Source organism: Paenibacillus sp. YN15 (assembly GCF_003285005.1).
Classification (GTDB): domain Bacteria; phylum Bacillota; class Bacilli; order Paenibacillales; family NBRC-103111; genus Paenibacillus_AR.
Genome location: NZ_QMFA01000002.1, coordinates 284019 through 306759, shown reverse-complemented (window position 1 = coordinate 306759; position 22741 = coordinate 284019). Strand labels below are relative to the sequence as shown.

At 56.4% G+C, this 22741-nt stretch carries 21 protein-coding genes and 1 pseudogene; 6 read left to right on the top strand and 16 right to left on the bottom strand.

Annotated features, from left to right (window positions below; genetic code table 11):
* Positions 1-120 precede the first annotated feature (120 nt).
* Complete coding sequence (locus DQG13_RS03225) at positions 121-798, top strand: Crp/Fnr family transcriptional regulator (protein ID WP_113018186.1); 678 nt, start codon at positions 121-123, stop codon at positions 796-798.
* Here the strand turns inward: DQG13_RS03225 and DQG13_RS03220 are convergent.
* On the bottom strand, positions 697-2307 hold the full coding sequence (locus DQG13_RS03220) for an aminotransferase class V-fold PLP-dependent enzyme (RefSeq protein WP_113018184.1): 1611 nt from the start codon (positions 2305-2307) through the stop codon (positions 697-699). The genes DQG13_RS03225 and DQG13_RS03220 overlap by 102 nt on opposite strands.
* A gap of 327 nt (positions 2308-2634) precedes the next feature.
* On the opposite strand from DQG13_RS03220, the gene DQG13_RS03215 reads away from it, so the two are divergent.
* Positions 2635-3171 carry a C40 family peptidase gene (locus DQG13_RS03215; RefSeq protein ID WP_113018182.1) on the top strand — a complete coding sequence of 179 codons (537 nt, stop codon included), beginning with the start codon at positions 2635-2637 and terminating at the stop codon, positions 3169-3171.
* 12 nt (positions 3172-3183) lie between these two features.
* Here the strand turns inward: DQG13_RS03215 and DQG13_RS03210 are convergent, their stop codons facing one another.
* From DQG13_RS03210 to DQG13_RS03190, 5 genes are all read right to left on the bottom strand, one after another.
* Positions 3184-4587 (bottom strand): sensor histidine kinase, encoded by a 1404-nt coding sequence (locus tag DQG13_RS03210; RefSeq protein ID WP_113018181.1) that lies wholly within the window; start codon positions 4585-4587, stop codon positions 3184-3186.
* 3 nt (positions 4588-4590) lie between these two features.
* The gene (locus tag DQG13_RS03205; protein WP_113018180.1) at positions 4591-5280 is read right to left on the bottom strand and encodes a response regulator transcription factor; all 690 of its coding nucleotides are present in this window, start codon (positions 5278-5280) and stop codon (positions 4591-4593) included.
* Between the two features lie 129 nt (positions 5281-5409).
* Entirely contained in the window at positions 5410-6291 is an 882-nt protein-coding gene (locus DQG13_RS03200; protein WP_113018178.1) for a tetratricopeptide repeat protein, read from the bottom strand.
* Positions 6292-6442: 151 nt separating this feature from the next.
* Positions 6443-7087, bottom strand: coding sequence for an SdpI family protein (locus tag DQG13_RS03195; protein ID WP_113018175.1), 645 nt, complete (start codon positions 7085-7087; stop codon positions 6443-6445).
* Positions 7084-7374 carry an autorepressor SdpR family transcription factor gene (locus DQG13_RS03190; protein ID WP_113018173.1) on the bottom strand — a complete coding sequence of 97 codons (291 nt, stop codon included), beginning with the start codon at positions 7372-7374 and terminating at the stop codon, positions 7084-7086. The genes DQG13_RS03195 and DQG13_RS03190 overlap by 4 nt, the downstream gene beginning before the upstream one ends.
* 232 nt (positions 7375-7606) lie before the next feature.
* On the opposite strand from DQG13_RS03190, the gene DQG13_RS03185 reads away from it, so the two are divergent.
* Positions 7607-8650 carry a Gfo/Idh/MocA family protein gene (locus DQG13_RS03185; RefSeq protein WP_113018171.1) on the top strand — a complete coding sequence of 348 codons (1044 nt, stop codon included), beginning with the start codon at positions 7607-7609 and terminating at the stop codon, positions 8648-8650.
* A 368-nt stretch (positions 8651-9018) separates the two neighbouring features.
* Here the strand turns inward: DQG13_RS03185 and metG are convergent, their stop codons facing one another.
* The 6 genes and pseudogenes from metG to DQG13_RS31355 all read right to left on the bottom strand — a co-directional run.
* Entirely contained in the window at positions 9019-10686 is a 1668-nt protein-coding gene (metG, locus tag DQG13_RS03180) for a methionine--tRNA ligase (protein ID WP_113018169.1), read from the bottom strand.
* Positions 10687-11319: 633 nt separating this feature from the next.
* Complete coding sequence (locus DQG13_RS03175) at positions 11320-12003, bottom strand: HAD family hydrolase (RefSeq protein ID WP_113018167.1); 684 nt, start codon at positions 12001-12003, stop codon at positions 11320-11322.
* Positions 12004-12028: 25 nt separating this feature from the next.
* Positions 12029-14506, bottom strand: a complete 2478-nt coding sequence (locus DQG13_RS03170) for an excinuclease ABC subunit UvrA (RefSeq protein ID WP_113018165.1) — start codon at positions 14504-14506, stop codon at positions 12029-12031.
* A gap of 36 nt (positions 14507-14542) precedes the next feature.
* Positions 14543-14980: a GNAT family N-acetyltransferase gene (locus tag DQG13_RS03165; RefSeq protein WP_113018163.1), complete on the bottom strand. Its 438-nt coding sequence runs from the start codon at positions 14978-14980 to the stop codon at positions 14543-14545.
* Between the two features lie 6 nt (positions 14981-14986).
* On the bottom strand, positions 14987-15649 hold the full coding sequence (locus DQG13_RS03160; RefSeq protein ID WP_113018161.1) for an HAD family hydrolase: 663 nt from the start codon (positions 15647-15649) through the stop codon (positions 14987-14989).
* Positions 15650-15829: 180 nt separating this feature from the next.
* Positions 15830-16036, bottom strand: a pseudogene (locus DQG13_RS31355) (histidine phosphatase family protein); the annotation flags it as partial.
* A gap of 170 nt (positions 16037-16206) precedes the next feature.
* Here DQG13_RS31355 and DQG13_RS03150 point away from each other — a divergent pair.
* Together DQG13_RS03150 and DQG13_RS03145 are read left to right on the top strand one after the other, a co-directional pair.
* Positions 16207-16875: a TetR/AcrR family transcriptional regulator gene (locus DQG13_RS03150; protein ID WP_113018157.1), complete on the top strand. Its 669-nt coding sequence runs from the start codon at positions 16207-16209 to the stop codon at positions 16873-16875.
* The gene (locus DQG13_RS03145; RefSeq protein ID WP_113018155.1) at positions 16872-18071 is read left to right on the top strand and encodes an Acg family FMN-binding oxidoreductase; all 1200 of its coding nucleotides are present in this window, start codon (positions 16872-16874) and stop codon (positions 18069-18071) included. Before DQG13_RS03150 ends, DQG13_RS03145 begins: the two co-directional genes overlap by 4 nt.
* 344 nt (positions 18072-18415) lie before the next feature.
* Here the strand turns inward: DQG13_RS03145 and DQG13_RS03140 are convergent, their stop codons facing one another.
* From DQG13_RS03140 to DQG13_RS30500, 3 genes are all read right to left on the bottom strand, one after another.
* Positions 18416-18676 carry a DUF3977 family protein gene (locus DQG13_RS03140; protein WP_113018153.1) on the bottom strand — a complete coding sequence of 87 codons (261 nt, stop codon included), beginning with the start codon at positions 18674-18676 and terminating at the stop codon, positions 18416-18418.
* 24 nt (positions 18677-18700) lie between these two features.
* A complete protein-coding gene (locus DQG13_RS03135) occupies positions 18701-19273 on the bottom strand; it encodes a DJ-1/PfpI family protein (RefSeq protein WP_181592543.1) in 573 nt (190 codons plus the stop codon).
* A gap of 154 nt (positions 19274-19427) precedes the next feature.
* Positions 19428-20465 carry a LacI family DNA-binding transcriptional regulator gene (locus DQG13_RS30500; RefSeq protein ID WP_181592542.1) on the bottom strand — a complete coding sequence of 346 codons (1038 nt, stop codon included), beginning with the start codon at positions 20463-20465 and terminating at the stop codon, positions 19428-19430.
* Positions 20466-20577: 112 nt separating this feature from the next.
* On the opposite strand from DQG13_RS30500, the gene DQG13_RS03115 reads away from it, so the two are divergent.
* A complete protein-coding gene (locus tag DQG13_RS03115; protein ID WP_113018146.1) occupies positions 20578-21828 on the top strand; it encodes an FAD-dependent oxidoreductase in 1251 nt (416 codons plus the stop codon).
* Between the two features lie 86 nt (positions 21829-21914).
* On the opposite strand, the gene DQG13_RS03110 is transcribed toward DQG13_RS03115, so the two are convergent.
* A complete protein-coding gene (locus DQG13_RS03110; RefSeq protein ID WP_113018143.1) occupies positions 21915-22682 on the bottom strand; it encodes a nucleotidyltransferase domain-containing protein in 768 nt (255 codons plus the stop codon).
* Positions 22683-22741: the final 59 nt, after the last annotated feature.

Below are 22741 nucleotides of genomic sequence, written 5' to 3'. Positions count from 1 at the left end.
TCTCTCTTTTCAGGCAGACATCTTGTCGTTGCATGTATTACATTCAGTATAGTAGACTGTTTCTAAACAGACGGTAACGGATGTTACCGCTATATTCTTTGTCACAGAGGTGTCACAATTATGAATCCCCATGCCGCCGCTTTGCGGAAGAACATGCTGTTCCGCAACAAAACAGAGCAGGAAATCACCGACATTTTAGCCCGGATCAACCCTTCGGTAAGCAGTTACTCCCGCAATGAGCAGATCGTCCGGGAGGGCGAGCCTGCCGACCGGATAGGCATTGTCATCACCGGAATTATCGAGGTGCAGAAAATGTACTCCACAGGCAAGGTAGTGACGGTATCCCGTTTTTCCACCGGCAGCACCTTCGGGGAAGCGGTGATTTTCTCCAAGACCAATATCTACCCGGCCACCGTGATTGCCGCGGAGTCCGCCAGCATTCTCATGTTCACCAAAAAGGAGCTGTTGGCCCTGTTTGCGCTGGACACGGAAATTATGGCGCTATTTATGCAGAACATGTCCGAGCGGCTTGTTCTGTTGAACCAGCGCATTGAAATTCTCTCCCTGGGAACCCTCCGCCAGCGGATCGCCCATTTCCTGATCAAGGAAATGAAACAGCAAAAAACGGAACGCATTCGCATTCCGTTCAATAAGCGGGTATGGGCGGAGCATCTGAACAGCGCCAGACCCTCCCTGTCACGGGAGCTGTGCTACATGCGGGACCAGGGCTGGATTGCCTTCGACGATGCCACGGTGGACATTCTGAAGGTTGGGGAGCTGGAGGGACTGCTTCAATAGTCCCTGCCATTCCGCCTCCAGCTCCTCGGTTGCATCCCACTCCGCCGCCTCTGCCCCGCTTGTATGGATGACCTCTCCCGTAATCCGGTCCATCCGGTACTCCTCTCCCCAGGTGCGGCCGTGCCGGGCAATGTCCCGGACCGCCCTGCCGATGGCGTCAACCTCTTCTTCCGACATGGCGGGATGAAGGGAAATCCGCACCCAGCCCGGCTTCCATTCCAAATTGCCGCTCAAAATCTGATGGTGGATATAATCCGAAGCATCCGGACCGATGCCGTATAAATAATGGCCGTAGCTGCCCGAGCAGGAGCAGCCGCCTCTGGCCTGAATGCCGAACTTGTCATTTAGGAGCCGCGTCACCAGTTTGTAATGAAGTCCTTCTATATGAAAGGAAACAATGCCAAGCCTGCAGCGGTGCCTTCCTTCCAGCACATGAAGGCCGGGACAGCTGTCCAAATAGGGCCAGAGCCGCTCAAGCAGCCGTTCCTCCCGCCGAAGCATTGCCCCGGTTCCCAGCTCCTCCTTCAGCTTGATGCACAATGCCGCCCGGATCGCCTGCAAAAATCCCGGCGTCCCCCCGTCCTCCCGCTCCTCCGCATTCCCCAGATAGGTCCGCTTTCCCCATGGGTCCGTCCAGATCACTGTCCCTCCGCCCGGTTCATCCGGCACAGAACTGCCCAGCAGTCTGCCGTGCATCACCAGCACGCCGCTGGTGCCCGGCCCCCCCAGGAATTTGTGGGGCGAGAAGTACAGCGCATCCAGCCAGCCTCCCGGCAGCGGCGGATACATATCCATATCCACATAAGGCGCAGACGCGCTGTAATCCGCGAAGGCCAGGCCGCCGTGCCGGTGCATCACTGCCGCCAGCTCGGCAATGGGCGTCATGAGCCCGGTTACATTGGAGCAGGCGGTAAACGCGCCGATCTTAAGCGGCCGGTCCCCATAGCAGGACACCACGCGATCCAGCACTTCCGGACTGACCAGACCCTGTTCGTCCGGAGGCACCATCACCACCTCGCCGGTGGTCTCCAGCCATGAGATATGGTTGGAATGATGCTCCATATGGGTGATGAAAATAACCGGGCGCTCCTCCGCGGGCAGGCATAATCGATCCTGCAGCCCTTTGGGGGCGCGGATTTGCAGAAGCCGCTGGAGCTTGTTCACCGCTCCCGTCATCCCTGTTCCGCAGAACATCAGCACATCCCGGGGCGACGCATGGACGTGGCGCCTGATGATGCTTCCCGCCAGGGAATATGCCATGGTCATGGACGCCCCGGTGGCATTGGAACCCGTATGGGTATTGCCGACCAGCGGCCCTATGTAATGCTTCATGTAATCCTCGATAGGCCCATAGAGTCTTCCGCTTGCGCACCAGTCCGCATAAATCATTTTCCTCGGACCGCCGGGTGTGCGGATGATCCGGTCTCCGCCGATAATATTCCGTCTGACAGCGGCAAATGCAGCCTCTTCATCCTTTATCCCATACGGTATCCCGCCTATGTTCAGCATATGCGACCTTCCTTCCGCTCAAGTCGTTGCCGTAGCCTTCTTCACTTTATGCAGGAAGGAGCAAATGGGCACATGCATAGTCGGGGCAAATGTCAAGACATTTTGACAGTGGAATTCTCATGAGATTCTAATAAACGCTTTCAATCCCAGTGGCGGCAAGGTTTTGCCGGGTCTTTGCCAAATTCATGAAATTTCAGTTCTGGTATACTGGCGTTAGCCCGGTAAGCCAAGGCATTATATCGCTTTCATTACCATCCGGTCCGGACCGCCATTTTTATCGCCTTATCCGGCTCTCGGGCACAAATTCAATCAACAGGAGGCATCATCATGACTATACGTACTCGCATTCTCCGACCTGTGGCTGTTGTAGGACTCAGCTTAGGCCTCGCTTGGACAGGCCTTGGCCTGGCGCATCCGTCCCAGGCCTTCGCAGCCTCCAGCTCCGTGACAATGGAGACGGAAGCGGCGGCCTCCATTTCGGCTACGAAGGCGGATAACGTCATCTCCATCGGCAGACGCTATCTCGGAACTCCATATAAATTCGGATCGCCCTCAGGCGTAACCTCTACCTTCGACTGTTCGTCCTTCACCCAATATGTCTTCAAAAAAGTGGGCATCTCCCTGCCGCGGGAATCCCAGAGCCAAGCCAAGGTCGGCACCTATGTGTCCAAAAGCAATCTTCGCAAAGGAGACCTGGTGTTCTTCTCCACCAGCAAGTCCGGGGGCAAAATCGCCCATGTGGGCATTTATGCCGGCAACGGACAAATCCTGCACACCTACGGCGCAGGCGGAGTCAAATACTCAAGCCTGAACTCCTCCTGGTGGAGCTCCCATTACATTACCGCCCGCCGGGTAATAAAATAATCTCCCCGCCATCTACAGACCGCCCTGCTCCTCAGGGCGGTCTTCTATATGGGACGGCAGCCTGACTGCGGCTGTGGTGCCTTTTCCCCGCTGGCTCTTAAGCTCCACTGTTCCGCCGTGCTCCTTCACAATCCGTTCCACAATGGACAGGCCCAGCCCGCTTCCTCCGGTGCTGCGGGTCCTGGCTTCATCCACCCGGTAAAAGCGCTCGAAAATCCTGGAGAGATGATGCGGCTCAATTCCATCGCCCTGGTCCCGGATATCAAGCATGATCCAACGGCCATCCTGCTCCAAATGGACCTCAACCGGCAGGCTGCTGTATTTGATGGCATTGTCCAGCAGATTGATCAGCATCTGCTTCAGCTGCTGCCCGCTGCCGTACACAAGGAAGGAGACATCCGGCTGGGCGTGCAGAATAATGTCCCGATCAAAGGACAGGCTCATCTCCTCCGCCGTTTTCCCTGCAAGCTCCAGCAAATCCACCTCCGTGTGCGGGGCAGCCCGTTGGCCTCCTTGACTGTCCGCATCCGCCGATTGGAGAAGTCCGGCCACCAGCTCCTTCAGCCTGTCCGCTTCCGCTTGAATGGCGGCCACCGCTTCCCGGCGGATGGCAGGATTCTCGCTTCCCCAACGGTGGAGCATCCCGGCATAGCTCTGGATCACGGTCAGAGGTGTGCGCAGCTCATGGGACGCATCCTCCACAAAATCCCGCTGCCGCCGGTAATTTTCCTCCAGCCTGTCCATCATCCGGTTGAAGGTGCCGCCAAGCCGGCCAAACTCGTCATCCCCTTCCGCAAACAATGGGTCCAGCCGGGTAAAGCTGCCGCTTCGTTCAATTTGCTCCATGGTTTCCGCCAATGCCTCCACAGGCTTGTAAATCCATTTCACATAAAAAAATGCGGCGCAAACGGCCACCAGGATTCCCACCAGGCTTCCGGAGGCTAACGTGATCAGCAGAATGCGCAAATAGCCTCTGGCCAAATGAAAGGATTTGGCCAGCTCCAATACCCCGACCTGGCGTTTGCCCTGCACGGTCAAAATGGGCACCTGGATATAAATCCGCCGTTCAGCCCAAACGGCAACCACCCGCGTATGGTAGGAGGTTCGGTACACGGGGGCAAGGGAGGCCAGCGCCGGATCGCTTACAATCTGGGAGCGGACAATGCCGGCCGGGTCAATGATGCGGATCATCATCCGCTCGCTCAAAAATTCCTGAAGTAGCTCCGGCTCCTGCCAATCCTTCGCATTCCGCACCTCCGGCTTGCGGAGAATGGTCTGGGCTCTGGTCCACAGCAATCTTAATTCGGCGTTGGTGCTGAAGCGGACAAAAAACACATAGATCAAAAGGCTGAAAAAAACCAGGATACAGACCAGTCCGCCGATGGTATACATACGGATTTTCGTTTTCAGCTTCATGGCTTACGGCTCCTGAATGCTGTAGCCCACACCCCGGACTGTGGCGATCAGCTTCTTTTTAAAGCCCTGGTCGATTTTCTGGCGGAGGTAGCGGATATAGACATCCACCAGATTGGTCTGTCCGGCGAAGTCGAAGCCCCAGACCTCGGACAGCAGAGCCTCCCTCCCTACCGGCTGGCCCTTGTGCTTGAGAAGATACGCCAGCAGATCAAACTCCCGGGGGGTTAAATCGATGAGCTTCCCCTCCCGCCGGACCTGTCTGGTTTTCAGGTCGGCAGTCAGCGCATCCAGCTTCAGCAAATCCTCTTCGGCAGGCGCTTCCTCCCTTTGCCTGGCGCGGATCTGGGAGCGGATGCGGGCGGAGAGCTCCAAGAATTCAAAAGGCTTGGTCACATAATCATTGGCTCCCAGATCCAGCCCCTTCACCTTATCCTCCACCGCCTCCCTGGCGGTTAGAATCAGCACCGGCGTCCGGGAATCCTGCTTCCTGATTCCCTCCAGCACCTGAAAGCCGCTTTGCCCCGGCAATTGCAGGTCCAGCAGGATGCAGCTCCATTCCTCCTGAATTGCTCTGGCCAGTCCTTGGACGCCGTCTGCAGCCAGTTCCACGATATACCCCTCATTGATCAGCTCCAGCTCCAGAATTCTGGCAATCCGCTGCTCGTCCTCGATAATCAAAATCCGGCGGTTCATCCCCTTGTCCGCCCTCCGGTTTCTGCGCGGCATATGGCGCTTCGCTTGTTACCCCTAGTGTGTCACCGCCGCGGACAAAAAAAACAGCCCCGCCGAAATGATTTCGACGGGGGCTGTATGCTGATTTGATTATGCTTCCTGTTGGGAAGACCGGTCTTCTCCCTCTTCTTCCGGCGGCGCTTCCTCGTTCCGGGAAACGCCTGTTTTATGCTCCAGCTCGGCAATCTTGGCTTTTATCTCTTCATGGGTAACGGTGCTGAGCAGGGAGGTGGGGTAACCCAAGGCTTTCTCCATCTGCTCCAGCGCTTCCTCTGAACGCCCGAGAGCCTCCAGCACCAGACCGTAGTTATAATAGGCTTCGGGGAAAGTAGGCTTCTGGCCGGCCAACTCCTCGTACATCGCCAGCGCCTCTTCATACTCCCCGCGGAGCAGCCGGGTCTGACCCAGATTGTCGGCAATCACCGCGCTTTTGTTGTTGTAGTCAAAGGCTTCCTGATTATAAGCCAAAGCCTTGTCCAAGTCCCCGGATAAAATATAGAAATACCCCAGGCTTCCATACAGGTTGGTATTCTTGTATTCGCTTTGGGCTTCCTCCAGCATGACTGTCGCTTCATCCAGCCTGCCCTGCTTCCATAACAGCAGCGAGGCATTGGTCAGGTAGGCCATCTTCTCCTCCCGGCTGAGAGACATCCGTTCGGCGCGCACCAGAATCTCCTGGGCCTGCTCCAGCTTGCCCAGCCGCAGCAGAAGGAAGCTGAAGCCCAACAGATGCATCGCCTTGCAGTTTTTCTCGGCAGCGGCCTTATTCAGCCACATCAGAGCTTCCTGCTGCTTGCCCTGCTGGTAGTTCATGTTGCCCAAATAGGCAAAAAATGCGGATTTGTTGCGGATGAAGAAATACACCACGATAGCTACAGCCGCGGCAATTCCCAAGAGGATGTGAACCTTCAGCAAGAGAAAGATCACAACCAGGGGCAAAGCGATTTTAAGCAGACTCGTTACCAGCTTCATGTTACACGGTGCCTCCTAATCGAATGACAATATCTTTTCTTTCGTACGGGGTTCCCCCAAAAAGTACCCGGAATCTGCGTCGCAGCCTGCCGTAACTTTTGGGGCATGACTTTATCATAGCACAATTAGGGAGGCGGAACATCCTTATGGTTCAGGCCTTCAATTGGCGGTGGAGCCAGTAGGAATAGACCGTGGGGATCACCACTATGACAGCGATGGTGGACAAGGTCAGGGGCAGCGACCAGCTGCCCGGGACAAACGCGCCCACAACCATAACAACGCCTGCGGCCATCCAGATCGGCCCGGCCATCCGGTGAGTTTTGCGCCACACTTCCTCATTGGACAGCGTCCATGGGGTCCGGATGCCGAAGGTGTAATTGAAGCGGATTTTGCCCATCACGTTCCCCAGGATCAAAAACAGCAGACCGATGAGCGGGCTGGTGAACAGCTTCACGTTCAAGTCATAGCCCAAATTGTACATCACCAGGAACAGGCCCACCGTCATCATAAAAATGGACATCACCCAGCGGAACATTTCGTAAACGCCCTCGAATTTGGCATAATTGCCTGCCTTGGGATCAACCTTGCGGGCCACCTTCAACAGCAAAGGGACGCCCACCCCCAAAAAAAGAAGCATAACAACCGCCACAGGGCGGGCCATAAAGCCGTCCACCTCATTATTGGCATTAAAGTGAGTGGCCATTTGCGATGGGAGCTTGCTGTAATTGAGTAAAGCAACGATAGCCGGAATCAGCCCGATAAGCAGCATGGCAACATCTTTCCGGTTCCATTTCATACATTGTCCCCTCCTGATTCGTCTGTATTTTCTTTGCCCAGCAGATCCAGAAACCAGCCCATCACTTCCTGGAGCACCGATGTGTTGATGGAATAGATAATATGCTGCCCTTGGCGCTCATCCAGCACCAGTCCGGCCTGCTTCAAGGCATTGAGATGATGGGAAATGCTGGGTTTGGTCATATTGAAAAAGTCGGCAATTTCGCCTGCGGTACGGTCCTTCTCCCGGAGCAGCCGGAGAATCTGGCGCCGGGTCGGATCGGATAAGGCTTTAAAGGAATCGTTCATCCCGGGATTCTCCTTAATTTAATATTTAGCCAATCATCTAAATGTTATTCTGTCTTTATCATAATGTCCTTCGCCGTCTTTGTCAATGCGCCCTCCTCCATCCACAATGCCAAAATAGGATACAAACTGCGCCAGAATGAAAATATCTTTTGAAAGCCACTTTTCATATAATGACTGTGAGCTTGAAACAACAGGACTCTTTCAACCTTAACGAAACAGGGTGTGAACGGCGATGAAGACATATGGCATCATCTTGGTAGGGTGCGGTTACATGGGAGCCGTACATCTGGACAGCCTGTACAGGCACAATCGCGCCCGCATTGTCGGCGTGGCCGATTTGCGGCCGGAGAAGGCGCAGGAATTTGCCCTCAAGTATGGAGCTGAGACCTGGGACACCGATTACCGCAATCTCCTGAAACGGGAAGACGTGGATATCGTCATCATCGCTACATATCCTTCCACCCATCTGGAAATCGCCCGGGCCTCCATTGCGGCAGGCAAACATATTCTCTGCGAGAAGCCCATCGCAGGCAGCATGAAGGAAACCGAGGAATTCATCCGGCTGGCCGGTTCAGCCAAAACCAAGGTGCTGGTGGGGCATATCCTCCGGCATAACTCCACCTATCAGAAGGTGGCGGACATGATCCGCTCCGGAGCCATCGGCGCGCCCCTTGCCATGCGCATGTCCCAGGTCAAGCGCACCCACAATTGGGAGACCCATCTGGCGCTGCTGCATGACGCCTCCCCCATCGTGGACTGCGGCGTCCATTACATCGATGTTATGCGCTGGGTCACAGGAGCGGAAGTGGAATCGGTAAGCGGCGTCGGCCAGCGGCTGGATGCGGGCGTGCCGGAGAACACCTACAATTATGGCATGATCACCATGAAGTTTACCGACGGCTCCATCGGTTATTATGAAGCCGGCTGGGGACATACCATGCCCAGCGATAATCTGAAGGAATTTATCGGCCCCAAGGGCCGTATCCGGATCATCTATAAGGACCAGCGCCCCAAGAGCGAGCAGCATCTGGGCAATCTGATCCAGTTCGAGCATTATCCCAGCGGCACCCGCGAGGAGATCAACGTGGAATATACGCTGAAGCCCACAGGGGTCCAGTTCGAGCATTTCATCGGCATGATCGAAGGAACCAAAACGGCCACGCCTACGCTGGAGGACGTCTACAAGGCCATGCAGATTACCCTGCTGGCGGACCGGGCCATCCACGAAGGACGCACCCTCTCCTTTGCGCAGCCGCCGATTTACGCAGTGAAATAGCAGTGCAAGAGCAAAAGCCGTGCCACAGGGCACGGCTTTTTTGCGGCCGGATTTATACAAAAAATAGGGTGCCATACCCGGCATTTTCGTCTCTGGCGGCGCCATGGCGGGGCTGTGGAGATTCTAACGGCGGCCGGAGCCGCTATTTGCCCCGGATACCCCGGATAAGTGTAACGGAACTATGCGACTCTTGCACCCCTTTTTTCAGCGGATTTGCATTTTAGCGGAACTAAGAAGCGCTTAATCGGAGCCACCAGCCTGATTTCGCCCCATCTCCCCCGAATGGGGGCACATAAGCGTCGCACAGTTCCTTTAACCACCCACATTCCTGTTTTTGCCCCTGTAAGGGTCGCTGGGTTCCGTTGCGATTAAGAAGATTCGTTCAGACTGGCGGCGAGCCGTTCCTCCTCCTCTTGGATGCGGGAGGGATCGATCCGCTGGAACAGCAGCTCCACAGGGCCGATTGAACGCCCTGCCTCAACCCTCTGCACCTGCCACTGCGGAGCGGTCAGAGACAGCATATTCCGCAGCCGGGCGCAGCTGAAGGGCAGAAACGGCTCCAGCAGATTGGCAAAATTGGCAATCCACTGGACACAGACATAGAGTGTTTCCGAGCAATGGTCAGGGTTTTCCTTTAGAGCCGCCCAAGGCTTGCGTCCGTCAAAATATTTGTTAGCCTCCCTAATGCCAGCGAATAAACCCTCCAGCGCCTCCTTCAGCCTGCCCTCTTCCAGACGCTCCCCGGTGATGGCATAGAGCCGTCCCGTCTCCTCCTTCCAGTCATCGGGCAACTCTCCAGGGGGAACCCTGCCGCCGAAGGACTTGGCAATAAACGCCAAGGTCCGGTTGACGAAATTGCCCCAGGCTCCCAGCAGCTCCCCGTTATGGCTGTGGATGAACTCCCGCCAGGTGAAGTTGGCGTCCCGCTTTTCCGGTCCGTTGGCGATAAGATAATAGCGGATGGAATCGGGATCATACCGCTTCAGCAGATCCGGCACCCACACTGCCCAATTGCTGCTGGTGGAGAATTTGCGGCCTTCCAGAGTCAGGTACTCCGATGCAATGATCCTGTCGGGCAAATGCAGCCCACCCGCTCCCAGCAGCAAGGCGGGCCAGATCAACGTGTGAAAAGGCACATTGTCCTTGCCGTGGACGTAGTAGGCCCCATCCGGTCCCGCGCCGTCTGCTTCCGCCCCATCCAGCCAGAAATCCTCCCAGCGTCCGCCTGTCTCCTCCGCCCACTGCCTGCTGGCCGTCCAATACCCGCTGACCGCTTCAATCCAGACATAGATTTTTTTGCCTGCCGTACCGGGCAGGGGCACATCTACTCCCCAATCCAAATCCCGGGTAGCCGCCCTGTCCTGCAGCCCCTCCGTCAGATACCGCCGGGTCAGGCAGACCGCATTTTCCCGCCAATCGGTGCTTTTTGCTGCTGTATATGCCTCCAGCTGTGTCTGAAATTTGGACAAGGCCAGGAAATAATGCTCCGTCTGCCTCCATTGCACCCCCTGACCGCACAGCTTGCAGACAGGCTCCAGCAGCTCCGCCGGGTCCAGCAGGGCGGAGCATTGCTCGCATTGATCCCCTCTGGCTTTGGCGCCGCACACAGGACATCTGCCTTCCACATAACGGTCGGGCAAAAACCGTTGGTCCGCGACGCAATAGGCCTGACTGACGGTTTGGGGATAGAGGTACCCGTTTTCCAGCAGGCGCAGGAACAGCTCCTGTACGCCCTTGTGATGAAAGGCCTGGTCTGTCCGGGTGTACCAATCATAGGAAAATCCCAATTGGCGGAAGCATTCCGCAAATTCCGCGTGGAACCGCCCCGCCACCTCTTCCGGGGCAACCCCCTCCTGCGCCGCCGAAACCGCCACAGGCGTTCCATGGCAATCGCTGCCGGATACATACAGCACCCGGTCCCCCTTTGCCCGATGATACCGGGCCAAAACATCTCCCGGCAGAATGCCGGCTACCCTTCCCAGATGCAGCGAGCCGTTGGCGTAGGGCCATGCCCCGCCGATAAAAATCTGAGCCATGCCAATTCCTCCTTTTAATAGAAATTTCAAGGAAAGCAAAAAAGCCCTTATCCCACAAAGGGACGAGAGCTATGGCTCACGCGGTACCACCCAATTTTCACGAATGCCTCGCGGCACTCACCTTTTCGGGTACGGCGCAAACCATGCGAGTATACCCTAGCACTTGTAACGGATGCAGGCTCCGGCGCAGTCTAATGCCGCATGAGGCTTCGGTGCGCAGCTTCGAGACCATGTTCCCCCGGTTGTTCCATACCCCTTCTCATCTGACGGGGCTCTCTGTAAAAGACGTGACCGCGGTACTCTTTCTCTTCACAGCTGTTCGGTTATGAAATTATTTGAATTATAGAGCGCTGCTCAGTCCGTGTCAAGAGGCGGTGTTAGATCGGTATCGGCATCGGGCAGAGCGGGTTCTTGGTGATGTGTAGTCGAAATTTCATATACAATTTGTTGCGGAACGCTGATTTCGGTGGATAGATATGAAAATTCATACACAATTACCTTACCTATGCCGTTTCCGGGAATTTATACTCCATATTTCATATACAAACCCTTGTTTGCCGCAAATTCCGGAAATTATAATTGAAATTTCATATACGAAGCTCCCGCCGCGCCACTCTGCACTCCTGCCCTGTACTATCCTGCACTTCCCAGAATTCCGGCCAGCTCTGTAAAGGAACGCACCGTATAATCCGGCTTCGGCTCCAGCTCCCAGGACTGCCCGCCGCGGTTGATCCAGCATGCGGCAATCCCTTCCCGCTTGGCGCCCAGGACATCCGCTTTGGAATCGCCGATGTGCAGGATCTCGCCTGGAGGAACCTGGTAATGGCGGATCAAGTCCTTGAATATTTTGTTGCCGCTGTCATTTTTGTAGGAGAGGCATTGTTCGGAGGTGAACAGCCTGGCGCCGTAGCTGCGGTAAAAATCCGGGATCATGGCATCGTCGGCGTCACTTGTGATGCACAGTTGGTATTTCCCCGCAACAGAGGCCAGAAAATCCTGGGTATCCTCGTAAAAATGGGCCAGGCGATGCTCCCGGAACAGAATCTCCGCCGCCTCCCGGTGGCTGCATACAATCCCCCGCTCCCGGAACAGCTGCTCGAAGCTCCTGCCGTAAATCTCCCGCAGCAAAATAAAGGCTGCCGTGTCTCTTGAACGGCTCCACTCCTCCATAAAACGCGCCAGCAAATCAGCCGCATGCCTCCCCGCCGCCTCCGAATGGAAGCGGTCCGCCAGAATCGGCTGCCAGATCTGATCGATTCTGCTGTTCACATTCACAAGAGTCTGGAACATATCCAGACTGATCACCTGAAATCCCACGGCCCTTCCCCCTCATCCTATTCCGTCAATGGGCGGAAGCTGCCGATTGCCGTAAGCATTCCGCCGTCACCGTAGTTCCCCGCTCCATCATCTCCACGGGCGTCCCGGCAAACAACACCTGCCCGCCGTTCCGTCCGCCCTCCGGCCCCAGATCAATGATCCAGTCCGAATCCCGGATCACCTGTTCGTTATGCTCCACCACAATGATCGTGCTTCCCGCATCCACCATTCTATTCAGCAGCTTCAAAAAATTCCCCACATCCGCCGGATGCAGGCCGGTGGTGGGTTCATCCATCAGATAAAGCACCGATTTGCCCTTGTTGGAAATCAGCTCATTGGCCAGCTTCAACCGCTGTCCTTCCCCGCCGGACAGGGTGGTCAAGGTTTGACCCAGCTCCAGATAGTCCAGCCCTACCTCGCAAAGCAGCTTCAGCATAGTTTCCAAACCTGTATGCCCGGCAAACACCTCCAGCGCCTCTTCAACGGACAGGTGAAGCACCTCATTCACATTCAGACCCTTATACTGCACCGACAGTACCTCTTCGTTAAACCGGGCGCCGCCGCATACGGGGCAAGTCACTTCAATATTTTCAAAAAACAGCATATTGCTGGTGATCACGCCAAGACCCTCGCAATTTTCGCAGCGGCCGCCCTTGGTATTGAAGGAAAAATGCTTGGCCGCCAGCCCCTTGGCCTTGGCATCCGGCAATCCGCCGAACAAGCTGCGGATATCCGTGTACATGTCGGTGTAGGTAGCCACGTTGGAGCGCTTCATCCGGGTAATGGCCCCTTGTTCGATGGTAATCATCTGGTCAAAATGGTCCAGTCCGGCTGCCGCCGCATCCCCTACCCGCTCCTTCTCCCACAGCTTGGCCAGCACATCAAAAACCAGGGTAGACTTGCCCGAGCCCGACACGCCCGTTACCGTCACCAAACAGCCTGCCGGGAACCGGACCTCCACATCCTGCAAATTATGCAGGGAGGCATGGCGGATATGGATGTGCGCGCCGCTCCCGGGACGGACCCGGTGGCGGAGGACGCGCTTTTCCTTCAGGAACCTGCCGGTGACAGAATGCTCATTGTCCAATAGCTCCGCCAATGTGCCCAAGGCGATGATTTCGCCGCCGTGTTTGCCCGAGCCGGGGCCGATATCCACAATAAAATCCGCCTCTGCCATCACATCCGGGTCATGCTCAATCACCAGCACCGTATTTCCCAAGTCCCGCAGCTTTTTGAGGACGCTGATCATACCGCGGGTATCCTTGGGATGAAGGCCCACGGTAGGCTCATCCAGAATATAGATGACGCCGGTCAGGTCGGAATCCAGGGCGGCCGCCAGCTTGATCCGCTGCATTTCGCCGCCGGACAGGGTGATGATCTGGCGGTCCAGTGAAAGATAGCCCAGGCCTGTATTGACAATCCGCCGGATTTTGGTGTGAATGTCCGACAGATACAGCTCCGCAAGCCGGTGGTTGGCTGCGCTTAGAGACGCCTCCAGCCCGGCAATCCAGTCATCCAGCTCCTCCAGGGACAGCACCGTCAGCTCCGGCAGCCGAACCCCGTTCACAGTGGCCGATCTGCTTAACGGCCCCAGTCGTTCCCCTTTGCAATCCGGGCAGGTATCCGAGTGGAAGAAGCCATTTAAATTTTTCGCCTCCCCGCCCTTCTCCGACATGCGTCTCCACAGGGTGGACAGAACTCCCTCGAATTTTCCAAGGGCCACTGTTTTGGGCGGGGCTGCATCGGGATAAGCCTCTTTGATTGCATCGCATTCCGAACCATACAGAAGAACGGCCCGCTGCAGCGGCGGATAATCCTTCACCGGCACATTCTCCGGAACCGGCAGCCCATAGTGGCGGAGGGCCTGATACACAGCTGCAGTCTGATATTCCTTGTAGCCCTGGTTCCAATACTCCACGGCTCCCTCCTCCAGGGAGAGCTCCTCATGCAAGGTTGCCTTCATGTTAATTTGCAGCATCTGGCCAAGGCCCTGGCAGGTGGGACATCCCCCTTCCCGGGTGTTGTAGGAAAAGTGGGTTCGGGTCAGTTTGTCCATTTTGTGCCCGCAGAGATGGCAGTACATATACACGTGGAAAACGTTGTCCTTCTTCTCCGTTTCCTCCCGGCAGTCTGCGGCGGATATCGGCTGCCCGCAGTGGGGGCACAGGCGGGTGCTGAGCTTCTCGTATACCATCCGCAGCCCGGTGTACATATCCGTAAGGGTGCCGACGGTGGAGCGGGGGTTGCGGTTGGATTCCGATTGGGTAATCCGGATGGCGGGAGACACATTGCGGATGGAGCCTACGTTCGGCTTGCGGATGCCCTGGTACCCGATGGCCTCCAGATACTGCCGCTGGCATTCCTGATAAAGCACATCCATGGCCAAAGTGGATTTGCCCGAACCCGACAGCCCGGTGAGCACCACCAGCCTGTCCCGCGGAATTTCCAGGGATACATGCTTCAAATTGCCCTCATGCGCATCGATAATGATCATATTCCCCATATATAGCCTCCCGGATATTGGTCTTCTTTTCCAATCTCAATCAAGATGCTTGCGAAAGCCTTCCGCGCCTTCGTCCCGGTAGCCCAGGCTCTCATATAAGCGGTGGGCCTCCACCCGGTGCTTCCCGGATACCAGAATAATGTAATAACAGTTCCGCTTCCTCGCCTGCTCCTCCATAGCCAGCATCAGTTGCCGGCCCAGCCCCAATTTGCGGCGGTTGGCGGACACCACCACATTTTCCACCACCATAAAAGGCCGGCAAGCACCGGTTAGATCCATACAAACAATCCCCATGGCCGTTCCTGCCAGCTCCCCGTTATGGTAAGCGCCAAACAGCACATAATGCTCATTTCGTTGGATCATGCGGAAGGTCCGTTCAAAAACAGCAGGGTCCGCCTTAGCGCCGGTCAGCTCCTCCAGCAGTCTAGACAGCTGCAGCTGGTGCTCCGCTTCAATGGGCTTAATGGCAGTCATCGGCTTTCACTCCTCTCCGGCAAAAAAACCGCGCAGCTCCCCAACGGTTTTCACATAATGCGTAGGCTGGGCCGCCATAAGCTCGGTCTCGCTGCCGTAACCGTATCCCACAGCAATGGAATCCACTCCGTTGGCTTGGGCACCGATAATGTCAAATTTCCGGTCGCCGATCATTACGGTTGTGTGCGGGGCCAACTGATGCTGCTCCAGAATGTGAGCGATGATCTCCCCTTTTTCGGAGAGGGTTCCATCCAGATTGCTGCCGACAATCTCATCAAAGTACGATGCGATCTCGAAGTGCTCCAGAATGGTTTTGGAAAAAACGGTAGGTTTGGAGGTGGCGACAACGAGCTTCCGCCCCTGCGCCCGGAGCAGCTCCAGAAGCTCCCGGATGCCGTCGTACAGGAGATTTTCATAAAGGCCGGTTACGGAATAGTATTCCCGGTAAGCCGCCACCGCAGCCTGCGCATCCGTATCGGAGAAGCCGTAAAATTCGCAGAAAGAGGTCGCCAGCGGCGGTCCGATAAAACACTCCAGCGAATCCAAGTCGTCAACGGAAATCTGCGCTTTGGCCAAGGCATATTGCACGCCTTTGGCAATACCTATCTTCGGGTCGGTCAAGGTGCCGTCTAAATCGAACAGAACGGTGGAATAGCGTGAGCTTGACATGATGCTTTCTCCTTATCTGATGATGTAGTGCATAACCGCTGTGGAGGATTTGAAGGAAACGGTTTTTCTGGGCGGAGACGCCGTTATGCAGGATGACGTGCTTATCCCTACCGTCTCAAGAATGTTCCGCGAGCCTGATTTCAAGCCGGTATGACTGAGGCAGCCAGACTGTGGCTTCCACTGTCCGCAAAGCTGCGCCAGAGGCTCCAGGGTAAGACTGGCCCGTTGGTAGGGGCTGGAGTAAAAGGCTTCGATGCCCTCACCACGCAGATGCTCCGCAATCCGCCGGGCGTCGGCTATCCCTTTTTCCGTTAATCCCCGGTTGCGTTCGCTCCCTTCTTTTTTGGGAGACTGGCCGTGCCTGATCAAATAAACGCTGGTATCCATGCTTCCTCCCGTTCTAGCCTAATTTCATGTACCAGTCTATCACAAAATTCCAGTGTAGCACAGAACAGTTGTTCCTTGGGGGTTGACATTCGCTGGAATTGGATTATAATTCATGTAAACTGTAAGTTTACTTTAATGCACAGCAATGCAATATAAGGCGGTGTGGAATAATGGGCAGTGCGGACCGCAAGGAGCGGGAGAAGGAAATCCGCCGGACGGATATTATTGAAGCGGCGGAGCGGATTATTTTTGCCAAAGGATATGATGCCGCAACCATGGATGATGTGGCCAAGGAGGCCCAGTTCAGCAAACGGACGGTCTACATCTATTTCAACAGCAAGGAGCAAATCTACTTTGAGATTATGGCCCGGGGGTACCGGCGGCTGCTGGAGCTTTTGGAGCAGGATGGCACCGGGTCCCCGGCAGGGAGCGCCCCGGAGGAAATCCGGCGGATCGGATGGCTTTTTTACCGGTTCGGCATTGAATTTCCGGATTATTTTCAAGCCATTATGGAGTATGAGAACGGGGAAATGGATTTTCTCAAGGGTGTTCCCGACTCTTCCAGGGAGGAATGCTACGCGCTGGGGGAAAAAATCATGGAGCGGCTGATTTCCATCTTGGACCGGGGACTGGCGGAGGAAACTCTCCGCTTTGAGGGCGATTCCCGCCGGACCGCGCTGGTGCTGTGGGCTTCCATTGTGGGCATTTTCAATATGGCCCGCAGGAAAAAGCATTATCTGGAGCACTATTACCAAACCACCGGGGAGCAGTTGATTTCGGAGGCGTTTGATCTGCTGCTCCGCTCTATTGCCAGGCCCGCAGGGGGGGAATTCCAATGAAAACAGGGAAGGTGAAGCGAATGTTATGGATGTCGGCGGCAGCCATCGGCAGTATTATCCTGCTTCTGACCGGAGTGCTGTTGGGTGTCAGCGGCATATTCCGTTCTCCCGCTTATTTGGAGCCTTGGGAGAAGGAGTACGCCCGCCAGTTTCAGGACCCGCGGCTTCAGGCGGCGGCGCATGGCTTATTGGCAGCCAACGGCCATAATATGCAGCCTTGGAAAATCCGGTTGGACCGCGGGAACGCCAATGTTTTTTACTTGTACGCCGATTCCTCGCGGCTCACCCCGGAGGTGGACCCGCTGAACCGGCAAATGATGGTCACGCAAGGGGCTTTTCTTGAGTATGTGCGGACCGCCGGCGCAGAGCTTGGATATGCCGTGGACATCGGGCTTTTTCCCAACGGCCCTTATGATGAAGAGAAATTGGCAGAGAGCATGGATCTCAAGGCGGTTGCCAAAATCACCCTCCGCAAGGAAGCCTCCTCTCCTTCACCCTTGTATTCCTTCATGTTCCGGCCGGATACTAACCGGGGGCCTTACCGGGAGGCTGCTTTGACGGACCGTCAAGCTGAGTCGCTGGGTTCGTTGGGAACCGAAAAGCTCGCGGTGGAAGTATTCCGGGATGAGGACAATCTGCGCAGGCTGAGCGGATACGTGATGGAGGCCGCCCAAGCAGAGGCAGGCGTCTCCCGAGTCATGGAGGAGTCGGAGCGGATCTTCCGGGCCAACGAATACGAGAAAAACCGCTACCGCTACGGCTTTTCCATGGAGGGGCAAGGCACAACCGGCTTTTTGAAGCATGTCATGCAGGGCATCGTCACTCTCTTCCCCTCCATGAACCGGGGCCAGGCGGCTTCGGACCGTTTTGTGCAGTCCGCTCAAGCCGCAGCCGACCATACGCCCGCTTACGCCGTCATCCGCAGCCGGGACAACAGCCGGGAGAGTCAGGTGGAGAGCGGCATGCTGTACAGCCGCCTGGTGCTGCAAGCCCATGAACTGGGGTTGGCCGTTCAGCCCCTCAGCCAAGCGCTGGAGGAATACCCGGAAATGGCCGCCGTCTACCAGGCCATCCACCGGGACTACGCGCCGCAAGGAAGCATCTTGCAGATGCTGGTGCGGGTAGGCCAGCCCGTCAAGGAGGCGCCCCTTAGCATGAGGCGGGATGTAACCGAGCTGTTGGGCGAGGATTTGTAGGGAACAGACGCTTGAACGAACAGGCGCATCTGCACGGAACGCCATCGCTGGAGACGCCTGCTGTGTCCGCAGCACCGCGATTGCCATCCGGACCGACGTTCCGTTATTTTCCGAAAATGCGCACTTTTGAGTTTTTCGCGGACACACGATTCGTTATCTGGCCTAATCGCCCATGAAATCGGCTGAACTTTGCCGGATAACGGATTCTCAGTCCGCCTGGATAGGAAAATGCCGTTTTTCCGCAAAATAACGGAACCTGTGTCCGGCTATTTTCGGACAGATGGAACGAGAAACCGATACTCCGCGATGACTAAAACCGCCAGCTTGTTTTCTTCGTCAAACGTTTACCGCCCGGAAAACCCGATGACGCACTTGACTCGCTTTTTTCCTTTTGTCATGCGCTTCACGCCTTCTTTGGCGTCCCAAATCAACACCTTATGCCCTATCCAGATCCGCAGGTACACGGACTCTGCGGCGAAGGGTTTGGCTATGCCCTTGCATTCCTCTTCCGAACCGTCGGGATACTCAATTTCCGTGCGGACAAACCAGCGGTTGCCAAACCCGATTTCCACGTACTTTTTCACCTGCGCGCTTCCGTTTCCCATTCGTCCCTTCTCCGCCTCCATCCGCTACCGGTCCATTACATCCGCATAAAGCTGCGCCTGCTCGTTTTCCTTCCCGGCATAGATGCCCAAATAATCGAATACGGCAAAGGCATAGTCCACAAAAGCCCGGCCTTGGGCTGTGATCACATGACCGTCCCGAACCACACGCTTGTCCAAAAAGTTGGCCCGCGGAAATGGGTCCGCTACCCCCAGCTTGCCGATCCGCTCCGCCGAGCAGGAGGTGGTGAAGCTCCTTTTGTCCAGAATGCCCGACCGTCCCAAATATTGCGGCCCGTTGCAAATGGCGGCAAGCAGCTTTTTCTCCCCATCCAGCTTGCGGATCAGCGCTGTCAGCTCGTTGCGCTGCTCCCGGATAGGTCCTCCCGGAATCAGCAAACCTTCCACATCCTCCAGCTCCATAGCCTCGGCCATTGTCACATCCGGCAGATAGGTCAGCCCGGATTCGCTGGTGACCGCCTGCTTGTCGTAACCGACCGTCAGAATCCTCCGCTTGCCCACATTCCTGATTTTATGCAGCGCCAAAGTTATCTCGAAATCGGCGAAATCCTCCGTGATCAAACATAGAATACTTGCCACTTTTGAACCTCCTTCATCTCTCCCATGTTCTATCCTTGCAGCGGCTTGCTTCCTACAAACAAACCATGGTTGCTTGTGCCCAGAGCGGAAGGCGCCGTGCAGGTCCTCAAATGATAATCCACCCACAGCGCAAACTCATCCGGGGAGAAATCATTTACCGTCTCATCCGCAAAGTCTCCCCCTCATGAAACGGGCCGCGCAGCCGCACATGCTCAAACGGCAAAAGCGGGTTGGCGATGCGCCGCAGCATCAGCTCTGCCGCCCGCTCCCCTGTCTCCCGTTGGAACAGAATCGGCCGGGACAGGTCGGGCAAATGGGGAACCGCCGCATTTTCGATGGAGACCAGGGAAAAATCCTCCGGGATGGAAAGCCCCCGGGATGCCGCGGCCATATACACCCAGGTGGCGGAATCGGGGATGGCGCTCAGAACCGCCGTGAAGGAGCCGGAGCCAAGCAGCTCCCCCAATTCACTCAGCCACCGGGCATGATCCTTGTCCTTCCCGAACAAATTCCCCATATCTCCGGCCACAGTCATACCCAGCCGGTTGGCAGCGGCCAGAAACGCTTGCCAGCGGAGCCGGAACCCCCTGTGCGGGCCTTTGTTGCCCATGTACAGCACACTGCGGTGCCCGTTCCGGTACAATGCCTCCATGGATTGATGCACTGCATGCTCCACATCCCAAATCACACTGTCCACCAAACCCGCATCCGGCGGATAGTTCAACAAAACCTTGGGCAAGGGCGAATCCATCAGCGGCTTCTCCATCCATTCCGGCAGTGTGGCGGTCAGAAAAATCCCGTCCATATACGGCACTCCGCTGGCGGCCAGCCATTGCTCCAATCCTGCCTCCTCCTTCAGCTCCGGCGGAACCAGCAAGGGATGCAAGGCACAGCCCAATTCGTTCAGCCGCTTCTGCGCCCCTTCCAATTGATGACGGTGAAAGCTCAGCGTACCGTCCAATACCATGCCGAAGCGCCGGGGAGGTCCGGCCACCCAGGGCAGACGTTCCGCGGTCAACCCCGCCTCCTGGGCTTTGGTGCGGTAGCCCAGCTCCCGGGCGCGGAGAAAAACCGCCTCCCGGGTTTCTTCAGACATGCCCGGAAGCCCCCGCAGCGCCTTGGAAACGGTATGCACCGTCAGGCCCAAATCCGCTGCCAGCTCCCGCAGCGTCACCTTCTTCTTGCGCGGCATTGCGCCCCTCCCCTCACCCCTGTTCAATAAGATAAATGTAACAAAAATGAAGCTATAATGAAACTGTTTCATTTCATATAATGAGGCTGAAATCAACGGGGAGGGATCAGTAATGACGAATTCGACGATTGGATTGGAACGCCAGGTGCCGCTGTATGCCGAGGCTGAGATACTTGTAGTAGGCGGCGGACCGGCCGGAACGGCGGCGGCCATCAGCGCGGCCAGATGCGGGAAGAAAACCATCCTGCTGGAGCGTTCGGGCCAATTGGGCGGGATGAGCACCTTGGGCAACGTAAGCATTTATATGCCGGTTGGCAATGTAACCGGAATTTACCGGGAGATTGTGGCGGATACGGTGCCCGACTCGCTTCCGGAAACCCATGGCACCTCCATTGCCCCGCAATATTCGCCTTTTGAGCTGCGGCATTATTTGAACAGCCGGCTGGAACGGGAAGGGGTGGAGGTGTTTTACCATACCTCCTTCATCGCCGCGATAAAGGAAGGAGACCGGGTGACCGGCGTGATCGCCCATACCCGGGAGGGGCTGAAGGCTTTTGCCGCCCAAGTGGTGATCGACTGTACAGGCGATGCCGCGGTAGCCATGGAGGCAGGCGTGCCCATCAAAAGCGGCCGGGACGAAGACGGCATGACCCAGCCGATGACGCTGATGTTCATGATGCAGAACACCGGCCAGCCGGTCAAGCCATATTTGCCGGAGGATTGCTACTACTACGAAGCGGTGGCTGATCTGCCCCAGGGGCGGCACTTGTACTGGGAGCGGTGCGGCAACGGAACGCTGTTGGTGAACATGACCCGGGTGAAGGGCAACGGCGGCCTGATCCGGGATACCAACTACGCGGAGAAGGAAGCGCTGAAGCAGGTCTTCTCGGTTGCCAACTACTTGCAGCGCAACGGATTCGAGAACTATATTCTCTCCCATGTGGCAGGACAGACAGGCGTGCGGGAGTCCAACCAGATCGAGGGTTTGTATACCCTGACCGAAGATGACCTGCTGAACGGACGCCGCTTCGCGGATGTGGTGGCACAGACCAATTATGAGATCGACATCCACAGCCCCGACGGCAAAAAAGGAACCGACGAACGCCACATCGACGGCTACGATATCCCCTACCGCTGCATGGTGCCGGTAAATGTGAAGGGCCTGCTGGTGGCCGGACGCTCCATTTCCGCTACCCATGTGGCCATGTCCTCCATGCGGGTGCAGCCCACCTGCTTCGCCCTGGGCCAAGCCGCCGGCATCGCCGCTTCCCTCGCGGTGGAGGAAAAGCTGCCCATTGCCGATATCCCCATGGACGCGCTTCATGAGCGGTTGGCCGGACAAGGCGTGGTATTCCAGAAGTAGCTGTTGGCAAGACATAGAAGCCGCCCGTTGTCCGGGTGGCTTTTAGTTTTGCGCTGGCTTGTATCCAGCTAGGCTCAAGGCATTTCCTACAAATCCGCCACCGGCGGCTCCCCATACAGCCACTTCCATTCGCTGTCATACAAGAATAAATTCGGCCACCTGCGCCCGGTGGTATTCCATTGGCTGAATTCGTCCACCGCCGAATGAAACGCCTCCACCTCGGCCAAGCCTTTCTTCTCCATCAGAGCGTCCAGCTTCTCCATCAGCTGATCGGGCTTCTCCCCGCAGCTGTCCAGCACCCGCAAAAACCATTTTTGATAAGGAAACAGCTTCTCATTGTACGCCAGAATCAGCCTGCCTCCGAACAGGACCAAATTGGAAACCGCATAATCCAGCAGATAGGGATTCCCCTTCTTCAAGGCGTCCTTGCAGTACCAATGCCAGGCCTTGAACTGGCCGTAGAACCGGTTGATCTTGTCCTGCTTCTGCTCCAGGGGATAGGCTTGCGCTTGGGCAAGCAGCTCCTCCAGCCCCTCCACCCGGGAAAAAGTCACGAAAGCGCCTTCAAAAGAGTACCGGGTCGCTTCATTGCCGGAAGCAATCACCTTGCGGATAAACTCCAGACTGATATACTTGCCGTCCACATGAAAAGCCTTATCAAGAAACTGAATCTCCCCGGCCTCCAGCCGCCGCTCAAACTCCTCCTCCGGCACAACCAGCATCACATCAATGTCCGACTTCTCCGTGGCATATCCGTGGGCAATGGAGCCGCCGATGATGACGGCCAGCACCCCGCTGTTCCGGCTGGCTTCCGCCGTGTATTGCCTGATATTTTCCTGGTGGGACAGAAACATTGCAGCACCCCCGCTTTATCGATTCGTTATTGGGCCTATGCCCTCATATTACCTGTTTC